We start from the raw sequence: 12,654 nt of genomic DNA, 5'->3' as shown, positions 1-12,654 counted from the left end.
TGGAGGGGGACTGAGATGTCGGAGATGGACGTACGCGGGGACGAGCGCCCCTTCGACTTCGACGAGCAGGAGATGCCCATCGAGGCATCCGAGGCCGACGCCGCCGAACAGGCCCGTCAGCTGCGTGAGCAGGACGGCGCCCTCCGGCGGGAGTTCCCGCTCGACGTCGATCCCGCAGACGCCGCTGACCAGGACCGGGTCGTCAGCCTCGACGATGACGACGACTACCGGTGAGGTGACGGCGACCCACCCATAGGATGTCCCAACCGAGCCCGTACGAGCCCGACGAAGGAGGGGGCATGACCGCCACCCCGGACGCCAAGCCCCGGGGCACCAGGCTGCCCCGTCTAGCCCGCCGCAGGCAACTGCTGAGCGCGGCGCAGGAAGTGTTCGTGGAGAACGGCTACCACGCCGCCGCCATGGACGAGATCGCCGACCGTGCAGGCGTCAGCAAGCCGGTGCTGTACCAGCACTTCCCCGGCAAACTTGAGCTCTACCTCGCGCTGCTCGACCTGCACGTCGACGACATGGTCAACCGCTGCCGCGAGGCACTGGCCTCCACCCACGAGAACAAGCTGCGGGTGCAGGCCACCTTCAGCGCCTTCTTCGACTTCGTCTCCAGCCAGGGCGAGGCCTTCCGCCTCGTCTTCGAGTCCGATCTGCGCAACGTGGCGCCGGTCCGCCAGCGGGTGGAGCGCGCGTTGCGCGAGTGCGCCGAGATGGTCAGCGCGGTGATCCAGGAGGACACCGGCTGCACCAGCGACGAGGCCCACCTGCTGGGTGTCGGACTGGTCGGGATGGCCGAGGTCAGCGCCCGCTACTGGGTCACCCAGCACGACTCGATCCCCAAGGACGCCGCCGAGCAGCTCATGGCCAGACTCGCCTGGCGCGGCATCAGCGGTTTTCCGCGTACGGCGTAACCCCGTTCGCTTGGCGCGATCATCCACTCGTTTGCGCTGTTCAGGGGCGACCATGGGATCGAGCCCGTCGAAAGGGAACAGCATGGAAGTCAAGATCGGCGTACGGTCCGTGCACCGAGAGCTCATCATCGAGACCGACCTGAGCCCCGAGCAGGTCGAGGAGGCAGTCAGGCAGGCGCTCGCCGTCGACAGCGGCGTCTTCGCCCTGAGCGACACCAAGGGCCGGCGCGTGATCGTCCCCACGGCATCCCTCGGCTTCATCGAGATCGGCGAAGACGAGAACAGGCCGGTCGGCTTCGGCGGCACCCTCTAGGTCGCCCTCCGCGAGGGGGTACGGCGAGCCGCGCCGTACCCCTGGCACGGCGTCCTGCTACCGGGTGTGAGGCTTATGCTCGCAATGCCCGGCGAACCTGTCGAGCACCATGGCCCAGCCTCCGCTGTACCCCTCCTCGTAGGTCGTCCCACACCTCGTAGACGCGCCCGTCCAGGCGCTCCTCGACGAGCACCTTGACGACGCGCTCGCCGCCGCCGATGGACAGCGGGTGGGTGGGCCACCACTGGCCGATCTCCCGCACGAAGGCGTCGAAGACGTGGTCGCGATCGCTGCGGACCGTCACCGAGCGGCGGATCGGCTCAACCACGGATGGTGCAGCCCCGGGCGCGCCGGGGACGGGCGACGTCATCCCGCTTCTGCTCGGTGGTCGGACAGTCCGCGCTCACCCTCCGCAATACGGCGCGCGAAGTCCAGTGATTCGGCCCACATCTCGTCAAGGAACTGCCGTAGCGGCGCGAGGCCCTCATGCCTGGCACGGTACAACCGTTTCGTCCCCTCGCGCCGCTCGATGACCAGACCCGCTTCCTTCAGCACCTGAAGGTGCTGGGAGATGGCGGGCCTGGTCACCTCGAAGTGCTCGGCGATCCGTCCCGCGGGCAGCTCCTGGTGGGCCACCAGCTTGAGGATGGCCCTGCGCCGCGGCTCCGAGATGGCCTTGATGGCGTTGTCGATCGAGTCGGGGTCTATCTCTTCCACAGTCCTATCCGATTGCCCTGCGGGTCGGTGCACTCGGCCAGCGTGCCGGTCCCCTCGATGTCGTACGGCGGGACCACGGTCTTCCCGCCGAGCGCCTCGGCCCTGGCGAGGTAGGCGGGCACGTCGTCGACGTCGACCACGATGCTGACTCCCTTCGCGGCGCCCTCCTGCGCCGTGCCGATGCCGCCCGGCAGGCCTCCCGTGTCGGCCATGCCGTACCCCATGGGGTTGTCGGCATCGATCTTCCAGTCGAACAGCTCCTTGTAGAAGCCGAAAAGCTGCGCCGCGTCGGTGGTGGCGATGTCGAAGAACACTACTGGACGACCCATGGCATGCTCCTTTCGTCGCCACTAACGTTAGTGGCGACTTTCGTAAGTGTCAACTAACGCTTCAGATGCCGAGGGCGGCCATGCGCTTGCCGTGCTCCTCCGTCAGCCGGGCGAACAGCCGGGAGATCTCCGCCTGGTCGTTGGCGGCCTTCTCCACCAGCAGCGTGGCCAGCTCGGGGCGGGCAGCCGCCACCCGCTGGGCCTGGCTCAGGCCTTCGCCGACCAGCCGTCGCGCCCACAGCGCGAGCTTCCCTCCCGCCGCGGGATCCGCCTCGATCGCGGCCCTGACCCGCTCGACCACGAACTCCGAGCGGTCCTCTTCGGCCAGCACCTCGTCGACCAGGTCGCCGAGCGACGGGTCGATATGCCTGGCGGCCTCGCGGTAGAAGTCGAGCGCGATGCCGACCCCGACGTAGGCCTTGACGAGCGCCTGCAACCAGTCGGCCGGCGCGGTCTGGGTGTGCCAGGCGTCGAACGCCTCGACGAACGGGGACATCGCCGCCTCCGGGTCGGCGCCCATTGCGGACAACCTGTCGCGCAGCAGCCTGAAGTGCGCGTACTCGGCCACGGCCAGCTCGCCGAGGGCAGCCCGGTCACCGACCGTGGGTGCGAACCGGGACGCGTCACCGGCCATCTGCAGGAACGCGCTCAGTTCCGCATAGGCCAGAACACCGAGGAGATCGACGACACCAGGGGACTCATCCATGATTGGCAGCGTACTTCGGGAACAACGCGAAACTCGGCTGGCGTTGTGCTATCGAGTACACTGCTCTGTGAAAGTGCGACCGCACTGTGTTATTTCGGGGGATTCCTCCCGATGTCCCCGCTCCCCGGGCCGCGGTCGCTAATGACTGGAGAGGGCTGACCCCGGTTTCGACGCTGGTCCCGGCAGGTCCGCCTTCATTTGAGACTGAGGCAGGCCACGCTGACGACTTTCCGAGACCTCGGAGTCACACCAGAGATCGCTGATGCCCTCGAGACCGAGGGCATCGTCACACCGTTCCCCATCCAGGAGATGGCACTCCCGCTCGCGCTGAGCGGCCAGGACCTGATCGGCCAGGCGCGCACGGGCACCGGCAAGACCTACGCGTTCGGCATCGCGATGCTGCAGAGCATCGGCAAGCCGCGCAAGAACCGCAAGAAGCCGCGCGGACTGGTCATCGTCCCGACCCGCGAGCTCGCCGTCCAGGTCTCCGAGGACCTGGTCACCGCCGCGGGCAAGCTCGGCTCCCGCGTCCTGACCGTCTACGGCGGGCGCGCCTACGAGCCGCAGATCGAGTCGCTCAAGGCCGGCGTCGACGTGATCGTCGGCACCCCCGGACGCCTGCTCGACCTGGTCAAGCAGAAGCACCTCGACCTGTCGCAGATCACCTCGCTGGTGCTCGACGAGGCCGACCGCATGCTCGACCTGGGCTTCCTGCCCGACATCGAGCGCATCTTCAAGCTCATCCCCGAAGAGCGGCAGACGATGCTGTTCTCGGCCACGATGCCGGGCGAGATCGTCGCGCTGTCCAGGAAGTACCTCAACCGGCCCACGCACGTGCGCGCAGAGAACAGCGACGTGGACGAGGCCGAGATCACCCCGCAGGTGCGCCAGTTCGTCTGGCGTGTGCACCGCATGGACAAGATCGAGCTCCTGGCCCGCATCCTGCAGGCCCAGGGCCGCGGTCTCACGATGGTCTTCTGCGAGACCAAGCGGGCCTGTGACATGGTCGCCGAGCAGCTCGACACCCGCGGCTTCGCGGTCGCGGCCGTCCACGGCGACCTCGGCCAGGGCCAGCGGGAGCAGGCGCTGCGCGCGTTCCGCAACGGCAAGATCGACGTGCTCGTCGCCACCGACGTCGCGGCCCGCGGCATCGACATCGACGACGTCACCCACGTGGTCAACTACGACGCACCCACCGAGGACAAGACCTACGTCCACCGCATCGGCCGCACCGGCCGGGCGGGCAAGACGGGCATCTCGGTCACCTTCGTCGAGTGGGAGCAGCTGACGCGCTGGAAGATGATCAACCAGATGCTCGGGCTCGAGTTCGCCGAGCCGGAGGAGACCTACTCCTCCTCGCCGCACGTCTACACCGAGCTGGGCATCGCCGAGGGCACCAAGGGCGTGCTGCCGCACGCCAGCCGCTCCCGGGCGGGCCTGTCGGCCGAACAGATCGAGGACCTGGGCGAGACCGGCCGGTCCCGCACCCGGGGCCGCCGCGAGGAGCGAGAGCGTCCGCCCCGCGCGCCTCGCCAGCGCCGCCGCACCCGTGGCGGCCAGCCCGCCGATTCCGTCGAGACGCCGGAGGTCGAGCAGATGAGCAGCAGTGAGGAGACCCCCGCCATCATCACCGCCGACGAGATCGAGGCAGCCGCCGCGCCCGCGGCGACCGCCCGCGCCCGCCGGACCCGTCGCGGCGCCGCGACGGACGCCATCGAGAGCGCCCTGGCCACGACCGACGTCCTCGCCCCCGAGGCCGAGGCGCCCCGGGCGCGCCGTACCCGCCGCACCGCGGCCCCGGTCGTCGAGCAGCCCGAGCTCGCCCCCGAGCCCGCGGTCGTCGAGACCAAGCCCGCGGCGAAGACGCGGGTCAGGGCGGCCGAGCCGCAGCCGGTGGACTACTCCGACCACGAGGTCGAGCAGGAGCCGAGCTTCCTGGTCACGCCGCCGCCGGTGGTGCGCAGGGAGCCGGAGCGCATCGTCCCGCCGAACGCGTTCACGGTGATCTTCCAGTCGCCCGACCTGGCCACGGACGAGGACGACATCGCCCCCTCCGCCGCCAGCGAACGGCAGCAGCAGCGCCGCCGTCCCCGTCCCAGTGGCGGTGGCGGTGGAGGCGGCGGCGGCGCTCGCCGCCGGGCCTAGCTCGATGAAGAAGGGCGCGCGCCGTCGACCGGCGCGCGCCCTTCTTCATGCCCGCAGGTCCCTTCGCATGACGGGCCTGGTCGGCGTGCGCCGGGCCACCTCGCGGAACCCGGCCGCGTCGAAGAGCGCGCGCCAGCCGTGGTAGAGCTCGGCGGCCATCAGCTTGCGGTCGGTGTCGATCGGATAGCCCTCGACCGCCCTGGCCCCGCACGAGGCCGCGTAGTCCACGGCCCCCGAAAGCAGCGCCACGGGAATGCCCTTCCCGCGTCCAGAACGGGTCACGTAGAAACAGGTCACGGCCCATACCCCGGGTTCGGCGGCGTCGAGCGGCTTCATGGCGGGCGACTTGGCCAGCCGTAGGTGATCCTCACGGGGCGCGACCGCGCACCAGCCGACCGGGGCGCCGTCGAGGAAGGCGAGCACTCCTGGCGCGGGGCCGGGGGCGTCGACGAGCGCGCGCAGCCGGTCTCGGGCGCCTTCTCCCTTGAGCTCGCGGAAGTGCGCGCCCGTGGCGCGGAACCACAGGCACCAGCAGCCGCCGTGCGCCCCCTGCGGACCGAAGACGGCTTCCACGTCGGGCCACGATGTGGCGGGACGGATGTCAAGCTCGGTCATAAGCGCGCATCTTCCCAGAACTGCACCAGCGTACTGTGTTCGCCGGTGTCGAGGCTCTGACCTCTGGGTATTGTTGCCCCACGTGAGTACGCCGCAATTCCTGAACCTGCCTCCTGGCGTCGCCCCCCGCAGGCTGGAGACGCCCCAGGGCACGTTCGCGGCCCTGGAGGCGCTGCCGGTCAGCGGCGTGGTGGAGCGCCTGCCGGCGATCCTGGTGCCGGGCCTGACCGGCAGCAAGGAAGACTTCATCGCGGTGCTGCAGACCCTGGCCCAGTCCGGCCGCCGGGTGCTGGCGATCGACCTGCGCGGCCAGTACGAGACGCCGGGTCCCGACGATCCCGAGGCCTACACCTGCGCGGCGCTGGGCGCCGATGTGGACCTGCTGGCCCAGCTGGTCGGCGGCGGCGAGGCGGCGCACCTGGTCGGCCACTCCTTCGGCGGGCTGGTGGCGCGCGAGGCGGTCATCGACGGGCGCACCAAGTTCGCCTCGTTCACGCTGATGAGCTCGGGCCCGGCCGCGATCGTCGGCCCGCGCGCCGAGAACGGCGTCAAGATCGTGCAGGAGCTCCCCCGGCTGGGCCTGGAGCACCTGTGGCACACCAGGTTCGAGCCGGAGGCGCTGGCCAACGGCGTGCCCGACGACATCGTGGCGTTCCTGCGCAAGCGGCTGCTCGCCAACTCAGCGACGGGCCTGGCCACGATGGCCGAGCAGGTGCTGACGATGCACGACCGCACCGACGAGCTGCGCCAGATCGAGGTGCCCACGCTGGTGCTGTTCGGCGAGCACGACGACGGCTGGCCGCCGGTGGTGCAGAGCGAGATGGCCAACCGGCTGGGCGCGGAGGTCATGGTGGTGCCGGGCGCGGTCCACTCCCCCGCGGTCGAGGCGCCGGAGACCACGGCGCAGACGCTGGTCAGGTTCTGGAACGCGGCGGAGAAGCGCTCCTTGGACATCCGGCCCAATAGCGTGTAATTATCTACTTACTATGCCGACCATCGAAGAGATCGTCGTCCAGCCCCCGCAGAGCGTCACCTGGCAGGTGCACCTCGACCGCGCCATGTGGATCGGCGGCGTCAGGGGCCTGATGCTGCAGGCCCTCCACCCGCTGGCGATGCGTGGCGTCTGGCAGAACTCCAACTTCCAGGAGGACCCGTTCGGGCGGCTGCGCCGTACCGCGGACTTCGTGGGGCGCGTCACGTTCGGCAGCCCTGAAGACGCCGACGAGATCGGCCGGCGCGTGCGCGGCATCCACCGGCAGCTGCGCATCCAGAGCGAGGGCCGCACCTACCGCGTGGACGACCCCGAGTTGCTGCTGTGGGTCCACTGCGCGGAGGTCTCCTCCTACCTGGAGGTGGCCAGGCGGGGCGGGCTCGGCATCACCGAGCGCCAGGCCGACCGCTACCTGCGCGAGCAGCGCAAGAGCGCCACCTACGTGGGCCTGCACCTGGAGGACGTGCCCGGGTCGCTGGCCGAGATGGACGCCTACTTCAAGCAGGCGCGGCCCAGCCTCCAGGTCACGCCGGAGGCCGCGGCGACCGTCAGGTTCCTGCTGTGGCCGCGCCTGCCGCAGGAGCTGCGCCTGCTGTCGCCGGGCAAACCGGCCTACTTCCCCTTCGGCGCGCTGTGCTACTACACCCTGCCCGACTGGGCCAGGCGGATGTACGGCGTGCTGCCCGAAGTGCCCAAGGCCACGGTGACCGCGGCGCTCAAGGCCTTCCGGCTGACCATGAACTCGCTGCCCGAGCCGGTCCACGACCGCGCGTTCATGCCCTCGACCAGGGACATGCTGGCCCGCGCACGCCAACGCCTCGGCGCGGCGGGCTACGACGTGAGCAAGGGGCTCAAGGGGCTCACCGACCCGCGCCGCTGGCCTGGTGGCGATAGACGAACTCCCCACCACCGCTCAGCCGCGTGAGCAGCCCGTGGTCCGGCGACAGCCGGCAGGCGGGATCGGTACGGCCGGCGTCCCCGGTCAGCGCGTAGGCCTGGCACCGGCAGCCGCCGAAGTCCAGGCTCTTGCGCGGGCAGCTGGAGCAGGGCTCGGGCATCCAGCCGGTGCCGCGGTAGGCGTTGAAGGCAGGCGATTGCGCCCAGATCCAGGCCAGCGAGTGCTCCTTGACGCTGGGCAGCTCCAGCGGCAGGTCGTAGGCGGCCGGGCAGGGCAGCACGCGGCCGTCGGGCGCCACGGTGAGCGAGATCGCGCCCCAGCCGCCCATGCACGGCTTGGGGATCCCGTCGAAGTAATCGGGGATCACCCAGATGAGCTCGACATCCGTTTTCTCTCGAAATTTCGTGACTGATGCCTCGGCGCGGGCCAGCTGCTCGCGCGTGGGCAGCAGCGCGTCCCTGTTGGCCAGCCCCCACCCGTAGAACTGGGTGTTGGCCAGTTCGATCCGCTCGGCACCCCAGGCGATGCCCAGCTCGATGACGTCCTCGACGGCGTCCAGGTTGTGCTGGTGGAGCACGACGTTGAGCCCGAGCGGCAGCCCGGCCGCCACGATCACGGCCGCCGCCTTCCGCTTGGCCTCGAACGACCTGACCCCGGCGATCTTGTCCGAGACTTCAGGCGAGGCGGCCTGTACGGACAGCTGGACGCTGCGCAGCCCGGCCTCGGCCAGCGTGTCCAGGCGCCTGGCGGTCAGGCTGAGGCCGCTGGTGACGAGCTGGCTGTAGATACCGGCCGCCGTGACGGCCTCGACGATCTCCGCCAGGTCCCGCCGCAGCAGCGGCTCGCCGCCCGACAGGTGAGCGTGCACGACGCCAAGCTCGCCCGCCTGGCGGAAGACCTCGCGCCACTCGCCGGTGCCGAGCTCGCCGGCTCTGGCCACCAGCTCGGTGGGGTTGGAGCAGTAGGGGCAGCGCAGCGGGCAGCCGTGGGTGAGCTCGGCCAGCATGGCCCAGGGCGGTTTCACCGCAGCCACCCCTCGCCGCGCACCCTGTCGAGGAACTCCACCACGTCGCCGGCGACCTCGCCGGGGAACTCGGCCACGATCTCCTGCGCGGTCCGCGTGCCGTCGCACAGGGCGACGATGGCCGCGGCCTCCTCGTTCAGCACGACGATCCGCTCCGGCACGATGAGCAGCTCCGCCTGCCGTACCGGGTCGTGGCGCAGCATCGCGGAGGGCGCGAGGGCGGGCCGCCAGGTCATCGGCGCGCTCCCGCCACGGCGTCGAGCAGCGCCCAGAGCACCTCGCACTTGAAGCGCAGAGCCTCGACGGCCCGCCGCTGGTCGGCACGGTCGCGCGCCCAGTCAAGGACCAGCGCCAGAGCCTCGCCGCTGTCCTGGCGCCCCTGCCCGACGCGGATCTGGAAGTAGCGCAGGCCCTCGGGGTCGATCCACGGATAGTGCTTGTCGAAGGCGGCGATGCGGGTGCGCATGAGGTCGGGGGCGAACAGCTCGGTCAGCGAGGCGGCGACCGCCTCGAGGACCGAGCCGTTGCGGCACAGGTTGACGTAGCCGTCGACCGCCATCCGCACCCCGGGCAGCACCTCCTCGCCCGACAGCAGGCGCTCCCTGTCGATGCCCGCGGCCTCGCCCAGCCGCAGCCAGCGCTCGATGCCGCCCTCGCCGGGCTGGGTGCCGTCGTGGTCCTGGATGCGGCGCAGCCACATCCTGCGCAGTTCGGGCGTCTCCAGCTTGGCGAGGATGTGCGCGTCCTTGACCGGGATGTGCCGCTGGTAGTGGAAGCGGTTGAGTACCCAGGTCCGCAGCTCCTCCTTGCCCAGCTCGCCCGCGTGCATGCGCAGGTTGAACGGGTGCAGGTGGTGGTAGTGCCGCTGCGGTACGGCACGCAACTCGGCCTCGAAGGGGGTCACAGCTCGATCACCATCCCGTCCGCGGCCACCTCGAGACCCAGCTCGGCCAGCACCTGGTGCTGCTCGGCGGCCGGGTCGACGAGGGGGTTGGTGTTGTTGAGGTGGGTGTAGAGGCAGCGGCCGGGCAGCCGGGCCAGGCGCTTCATGGTGGCCTCGATCGGCAGGTGGCCCATCTCGGTGGCCGTCCTGGTGGAGATCCCGGTACGGCGCGGCTCCTCGTCGTCCCAGAAGGTGCCGTCCACGATCACGCAGTCGGCGTCCTCGATCAGTGGGCTCCAGACGCCCATCGCGGGCGCGTACACCACGCTGCGGGAGCCTTCGCGGAAGCGGGCGGCCGAGACCCAACCGGGGGCGGGCGGGTCCTGGCGGGCGTAGCGGGGTCGCTTGTCCGACAGCGGGATCGCGTCGTCGAGGTCGTGCCAGGTCAGCGTGGTGTAGGGGCGGAGGAGGGTGGCGAAGGGATGCAGGGCCCGCCGTACCTCCGGGGTGGAGAAGACCTCGAGCGCGGCGGCCTCGCGCAATCGCAGCAGGCCGATGGTGTGGTCGAGCTCGGCGTCGGTGAGCACCACGCGCGGCGCGATCCCGCGGCCGGGCGCGAACCAGGCGCACTCCGCGATCTGGTCGGCGACGTCGGGCGTGGCGTTGACGAGGACGCAGCCGTCCTCGCGCTGTACGGCGATGCTGGCGTGACGCCGGCGCCACCCCGGGTTGGCACGCGCCCCGGTGCAGCCGGGGCACGCGCAGTTCCACTGGGGGACGCCGCCGCCCGCGGCGGTGCCGAGCACCTGCAGGCGCACGACGCCGGCTTACCGCGTGGCGAGGAAGTACGCGGACATCTCCATCGACGCCTCGACGACCTGGTAGTCGGGCTTGTGCCAGGTCGTGGCCTCACCGCGGGTCCTGACCTTCTTGGCGTGGGTCCTGGGGGGCTGCTTCCTGCCCGGGTCCTTGGGCTGAGCCATGCGCGATGCACCTGCCTTCCGTCAGAACAACGAGTTACTGACGATATGACTGCCGGCAGGGGCAGTCGTCAATCCTTAGATCCGATCTATTTCCGGAAACTTCGCTCTCTAGTGGACCCTAGCCACTCATTGGGGACTCTTCATCCGATGTCTTTACCGGCAGCACGAAGCTGGCGGCCAGGACGACCACGGAGATGGCGGCCATCGCCCAGCCACCATCCGTCACTCCCGCCCCGAAGAGCAGCCCCGTCACCGGCGCGGCCACCCCCGCGCCGACGAACCGCGACGCCTGGAACAGCCCCACCGCAGATCCGGTGTCGCGCCGGTCGGAGTGCACGTAGACCAGCGAGTTGAGCCCGAACTGGTTGAAGGCCGCCCCCAGCCCGAGCAGCGCGGTGGCCACGAGCACGATGCCCACGGGACCCACCGCGAACATCGCCGCCGACCCGCCCGCCATCAGCAGCGCGGCCACGACCAGCACGATCCGCAGCCCGGACCTGGCGGCGACCGCGACGGCGGCCGGCATCGCCAGTACGGCCAGCGCCGCCATCGGCAGCACCAGCAGCCCCGCCACGCCGGCGGACACGCCCGCCACGTGCTGCGCCCACAGCGGCACCCCGATGAAGGCCAGGTAGAAGACGACGTTGACGAGCGCGTTCTGCCCGCAGGTGCCGAGCAGCGCGGCCTTCGGCCTGGGCAGGCGACGCTCGCGCCGCCCGTCCGCCGCCACGCGCGGCAGCCACTTCCAGCCCAGCGTCATGGCCAGCAGCGACAGCGGCACGTTCACCAGGAAGACCGCGCGCCATCCCCAGATCGTGACCAGCAGCCCGCCGAGCACGGGCCCGGCGGCGGCGCTCGAGGTCAGCACCATCGAGATGACCGCGATCAGCCTCGGCGGCGGCCTGCCGTCGGGCCCGGGGATGGCCGCCCGCACGATCGCCATCCCCGCGGGAAACGTGGCACACGTGCCGAACGCCTGCAGCAGCCGCATCGCCACCAGCCACCCGAACCCGGGCGCCAGGGCCGCCAGCGCGCCGGTCACGCCGATCAGGGCGAGCCCGCCGATGAAGACCGCCTTCGGGCCGATCCTGTCGGCCAGCATGCCCATCACGGGCGGCGCGAGCACGGCCGTGAGGTAGAACCCCGCGGCCAGCCAGGTCACGGCGACGATCCCGACGTGGAACTCTGCCGCGATCGGCACCAGCGCGACCGCGATCATCGAGGAGTTCAGCGGGTTGAACAACGCCCCCAGCGCCACCGTGGCCGGGATGCGCTGAAGGACGGGCATATGCCCGACTCTAGTCGGCCAGCCCGTCCCATGATCGGCGATCGGGCGCCGCCTGCCGCCCTTCCGGGCAGTGCCGGCGGAAGTCGCACCAGGAGCAGAACGGGCCAGGGTTCGGCGCGAACACCTCGTCGAGCTCGGGCGGGCCGCCGGGCGCCGCCTCGCGGTAGCGCTCGTCGGCGGCGGCGGCCTCGACGGCCACGTCCTCGGCGCGGCGCAGGTGGCGGCCGAGCGACTCGTCGGTGTGCCGCCACTCCACGATCTCGCCGGTGGGCAGGTGGTGCAGCTCGACGGCGTGACAGGGCGTGCGCATCATCCGGGACGCCGCGATCGCGTAGATGGCCAGCGCGAGCGAGGAGCGCGCGTCGTCCTGGGTGAGCGGGCGCCGCCCTGTCTTGTAGTCGACCACGACCAGCTCATCACCGCGCCGGTCGAGCCGGTCGATGCGCCCGGACACGGCGATGACCTTGGTGCGGGTGGCGACCGTGCGCTCCACGCCGACCGGGTCGTCGCTGGGATCCAGCGTCGCGACGTAGCCGGAGACCAGCTCGCGGGCGCGCGCCAGCCACTGCCCCGACTGCTCGGCGTCCCTGAACCCCTCGGTGATCCACCCGTTGGTCAGCAGGATGCCCGCCATCGCCGGCGTGCGCTTCTCGTACGGCTCGCGCCACCAGCCCGCCAGCGCGTTGTGCACGCTGGCGCCCACGCTGTTGTGCGCCCACGGCGCGCCCTTGGGCGGCTGCGGCCGGTCGAGGTAGGTGAACCGGTAGCGGCGCCGGCAGTCGAGCCAGCTGTTCAACCGCGACGGCGTGCAGGAGTAGAGCCGCCGCGGCATCCCGTCCAGC

The 12,654-nt window shown here is 71.0% G+C and carries 18 protein-coding genes; 6 read left to right on the top strand and 12 right to left on the bottom strand.

Annotated features, from left to right (window positions below; genetic code table 11):
* Positions 1–24: 24 nt before the first annotated feature.
* The 3 genes from KIK09_RS52440 to KIK09_RS52430 all read left to right on the top strand — a co-directional run bounded on the left by KIK09_RS52440 (position 25) and on the right by KIK09_RS52430 (position 1,233).
* Positions 25–234 (top strand): hypothetical protein, encoded by a 210-nt coding sequence (locus tag KIK09_RS52440; protein ID WP_214327122.1) that lies wholly within the window; start codon positions 25–27, stop codon positions 232–234.
* Between the two features lie 65 nt (positions 235–299).
* A complete protein-coding gene (locus tag KIK09_RS52435) occupies positions 300–920 on the top strand; it encodes a TetR/AcrR family transcriptional regulator (protein WP_214327121.1) in 621 nt (206 codons plus the stop codon).
* Between the two features lie 82 nt (positions 921–1,002).
* The gene (locus KIK09_RS52430; protein WP_214327120.1) at positions 1,003–1,233 is read left to right on the top strand and encodes a DUF3107 domain-containing protein; all 231 of its coding nucleotides are present in this window, start codon (positions 1,003–1,005) and stop codon (positions 1,231–1,233) included.
* A 73-nt stretch (positions 1,234–1,306) separates the two neighbouring features.
* Here the strand turns inward: KIK09_RS52430 and KIK09_RS52425 are convergent, their stop codons facing one another.
* The 4 genes from KIK09_RS52425 to KIK09_RS52410 form a co-directional block, all read right to left on the bottom strand.
* Positions 1,307–1,561 (bottom strand): SRPBCC family protein, encoded by a 255-nt coding sequence (locus tag KIK09_RS52425; RefSeq protein ID WP_214327119.1) that lies wholly within the window; start codon positions 1,559–1,561, stop codon positions 1,307–1,309.
* Positions 1,562–1,599: 38 nt separating this feature from the next.
* A complete protein-coding gene (locus KIK09_RS52420; protein ID WP_214327118.1) occupies positions 1,600–1,950 on the bottom strand; it encodes an ArsR/SmtB family transcription factor in 351 nt (116 codons plus the stop codon).
* Positions 1,938–2,279: a VOC family protein gene (locus tag KIK09_RS52415; RefSeq protein WP_214327117.1), complete on the bottom strand. Its 342-nt coding sequence runs from the start codon at positions 2,277–2,279 to the stop codon at positions 1,938–1,940. The genes KIK09_RS52420 and KIK09_RS52415 overlap by 13 nt, the downstream gene beginning before the upstream one ends.
* A 61-nt stretch (positions 2,280–2,340) precedes the next feature.
* A complete protein-coding gene (locus tag KIK09_RS52410) occupies positions 2,341–2,985 on the bottom strand; it encodes a ferritin-like fold-containing protein (RefSeq protein WP_214327116.1) in 645 nt (214 codons plus the stop codon).
* 309 nt (positions 2,986–3,294) lie between these two features.
* Here KIK09_RS52410 and KIK09_RS52405 point away from each other — a divergent pair, with 309 nt between their 5' ends.
* Positions 3,295–5,130: a DEAD/DEAH box helicase gene (locus KIK09_RS52405; RefSeq protein WP_214327115.1), complete on the top strand. Its 1,836-nt coding sequence runs from the start codon at positions 3,295–3,297 to the stop codon at positions 5,128–5,130.
* A 45-nt stretch (positions 5,131–5,175) separates the two neighbouring features.
* Here KIK09_RS52405 and KIK09_RS52400 read toward each other — a convergent pair whose 3' ends face one another.
* Positions 5,176–5,745 carry a GNAT family N-acetyltransferase gene (locus tag KIK09_RS52400; RefSeq protein WP_214327114.1) on the bottom strand — a complete coding sequence of 190 codons (570 nt, stop codon included), beginning with the start codon at positions 5,743–5,745 and terminating at the stop codon, positions 5,176–5,178.
* An 82-nt stretch (positions 5,746–5,827) separates the two neighbouring features.
* Here KIK09_RS52400 and KIK09_RS52395 point away from each other — a divergent pair, with 82 nt between their 5' ends.
* Complete coding sequence (locus KIK09_RS52395; RefSeq protein ID WP_214327113.1) at positions 5,828–6,718, top strand: alpha/beta fold hydrolase; 891 nt, start codon at positions 5,828–5,830, stop codon at positions 6,716–6,718.
* A 13-nt stretch (positions 6,719–6,731) separates the two neighbouring features.
* Positions 6,732–7,661 (top strand): oxygenase MpaB family protein, encoded by a 930-nt coding sequence (locus KIK09_RS52390; protein WP_214327112.1) that lies wholly within the window; start codon positions 6,732–6,734, stop codon positions 7,659–7,661.
* Here KIK09_RS52390 and pqqE read toward each other — a convergent pair.
* The 7 genes from pqqE to KIK09_RS52355 form a co-directional block, all read right to left on the bottom strand.
* Entirely contained in the window at positions 7,597–8,658 is a 1,062-nt protein-coding gene (pqqE, locus tag KIK09_RS52385) for a pyrroloquinoline quinone biosynthesis protein PqqE (protein WP_214327111.1), read from the bottom strand. The genes KIK09_RS52390 and pqqE overlap by 65 nt on opposite strands.
* Positions 8,655–8,894 carry a pyrroloquinoline quinone biosynthesis peptide chaperone PqqD gene (gene pqqD, locus KIK09_RS52380; protein ID WP_214327110.1) on the bottom strand — a complete coding sequence of 80 codons (240 nt, stop codon included), beginning with the start codon at positions 8,892–8,894 and terminating at the stop codon, positions 8,655–8,657. The genes pqqE and pqqD overlap by 4 nt, the downstream gene beginning before the upstream one ends.
* Positions 8,891–9,562 carry a pyrroloquinoline-quinone synthase PqqC gene (gene pqqC / locus KIK09_RS52375; RefSeq protein WP_214327109.1) on the bottom strand — a complete coding sequence of 224 codons (672 nt, stop codon included), beginning with the start codon at positions 9,560–9,562 and terminating at the stop codon, positions 8,891–8,893. The genes pqqD and pqqC overlap by 4 nt, the downstream gene beginning before the upstream one ends.
* Complete coding sequence (gene pqqB / locus KIK09_RS52370; RefSeq protein ID WP_214327108.1) at positions 9,559–10,359, bottom strand: pyrroloquinoline quinone biosynthesis protein PqqB; 801 nt, start codon at positions 10,357–10,359, stop codon at positions 9,559–9,561. The genes pqqC and pqqB overlap by 4 nt, the downstream gene beginning before the upstream one ends.
* A 9-nt stretch (positions 10,360–10,368) precedes the next feature.
* Positions 10,369–10,524 (bottom strand): hypothetical protein, encoded by a 156-nt coding sequence (locus tag KIK09_RS52365; RefSeq protein ID WP_214327107.1) that lies wholly within the window; start codon positions 10,522–10,524, stop codon positions 10,369–10,371.
* Between the two features lie 118 nt (positions 10,525–10,642).
* A complete protein-coding gene (locus KIK09_RS52360; RefSeq protein ID WP_214327106.1) occupies positions 10,643–11,812 on the bottom strand; it encodes an MFS transporter in 1,170 nt (389 codons plus the stop codon).
* Positions 11,813–11,822: 10 nt separating this feature from the next.
* Positions 11,823–12,644: a RecB family exonuclease gene (locus KIK09_RS52355; protein WP_214327195.1), complete on the bottom strand. Its 822-nt coding sequence runs from the start codon at positions 12,642–12,644 to the stop codon at positions 11,823–11,825.
* Positions 12,645–12,654 lie beyond the last annotated feature (10 nt).

It is taken from the genome of Nonomuraea sediminis, from assembly GCF_018531495.1.
Taxonomy (GTDB): Bacteria; Actinomycetota; Actinomycetes; order Streptosporangiales; family Streptosporangiaceae; genus Nonomuraea; species Nonomuraea sediminis.
The sequence above is the reverse complement of the archived record's forward strand: the minus strand, read 5'-3'. Positions and strand labels throughout refer to the sequence as shown.

Excerpts from the sequence above, each read along its gene's own strand:
- KIK09_RS52360 (WP_214327106.1), bottom strand. The coding sequence starts at position 11,812 with ATGCCCGTCCTTCAGCGCATCCCGGCCACGGTGGCGCTGGGGGCGTTG.
- KIK09_RS52355 (WP_214327195.1), bottom strand. The coding sequence starts at position 12,644 with ATGCCGCGGCGGCTCTACTCCTGCACGCCGTCGCGGTTGAACAGCTGG.
- KIK09_RS52415 (WP_214327117.1), bottom strand. The coding sequence starts at position 2,279 with ATGGGTCGTCCAGTAGTGTTCTTCGACATCGCCACCACCGACGCGGCG.
- KIK09_RS52390 (WP_214327112.1), top strand. The coding sequence starts at position 6,732 with ATGCCGACCATCGAAGAGATCGTCGTCCAGCCCCCGCAGAGCGTCACC.
- KIK09_RS52435 (WP_214327121.1), top strand. The coding sequence starts at position 300 with ATGACCGCCACCCCGGACGCCAAGCCCCGGGGCACCAGGCTGCCCCGT.
- pqqD (WP_214327110.1), bottom strand. The coding sequence starts at position 8,894 with ATGACCTGGCGGCCCGCCCTCGCGCCCTCCGCGATGCTGCGCCACGAC.
- KIK09_RS52410 (WP_214327116.1), bottom strand. The coding sequence starts at position 2,985 with ATGGATGAGTCCCCTGGTGTCGTCGATCTCCTCGGTGTTCTGGCCTAT.
- KIK09_RS52430 (WP_214327120.1), top strand. The coding sequence starts at position 1,003 with ATGGAAGTCAAGATCGGCGTACGGTCCGTGCACCGAGAGCTCATCATC.
- KIK09_RS52405 (WP_214327115.1), top strand. The coding sequence starts at position 3,295 with ATGGCACTCCCGCTCGCGCTGAGCGGCCAGGACCTGATCGGCCAGGCG.
- KIK09_RS52400 (WP_214327114.1), bottom strand. The coding sequence starts at position 5,745 with ATGACCGAGCTTGACATCCGTCCCGCCACATCGTGGCCCGACGTGGAA.
- KIK09_RS52440 (WP_214327122.1), top strand. The coding sequence starts at position 25 with ATGGACGTACGCGGGGACGAGCGCCCCTTCGACTTCGACGAGCAGGAG.
- KIK09_RS52365 (WP_214327107.1), bottom strand. The coding sequence starts at position 10,524 with ATGGCTCAGCCCAAGGACCCGGGCAGGAAGCAGCCCCCCAGGACCCAC.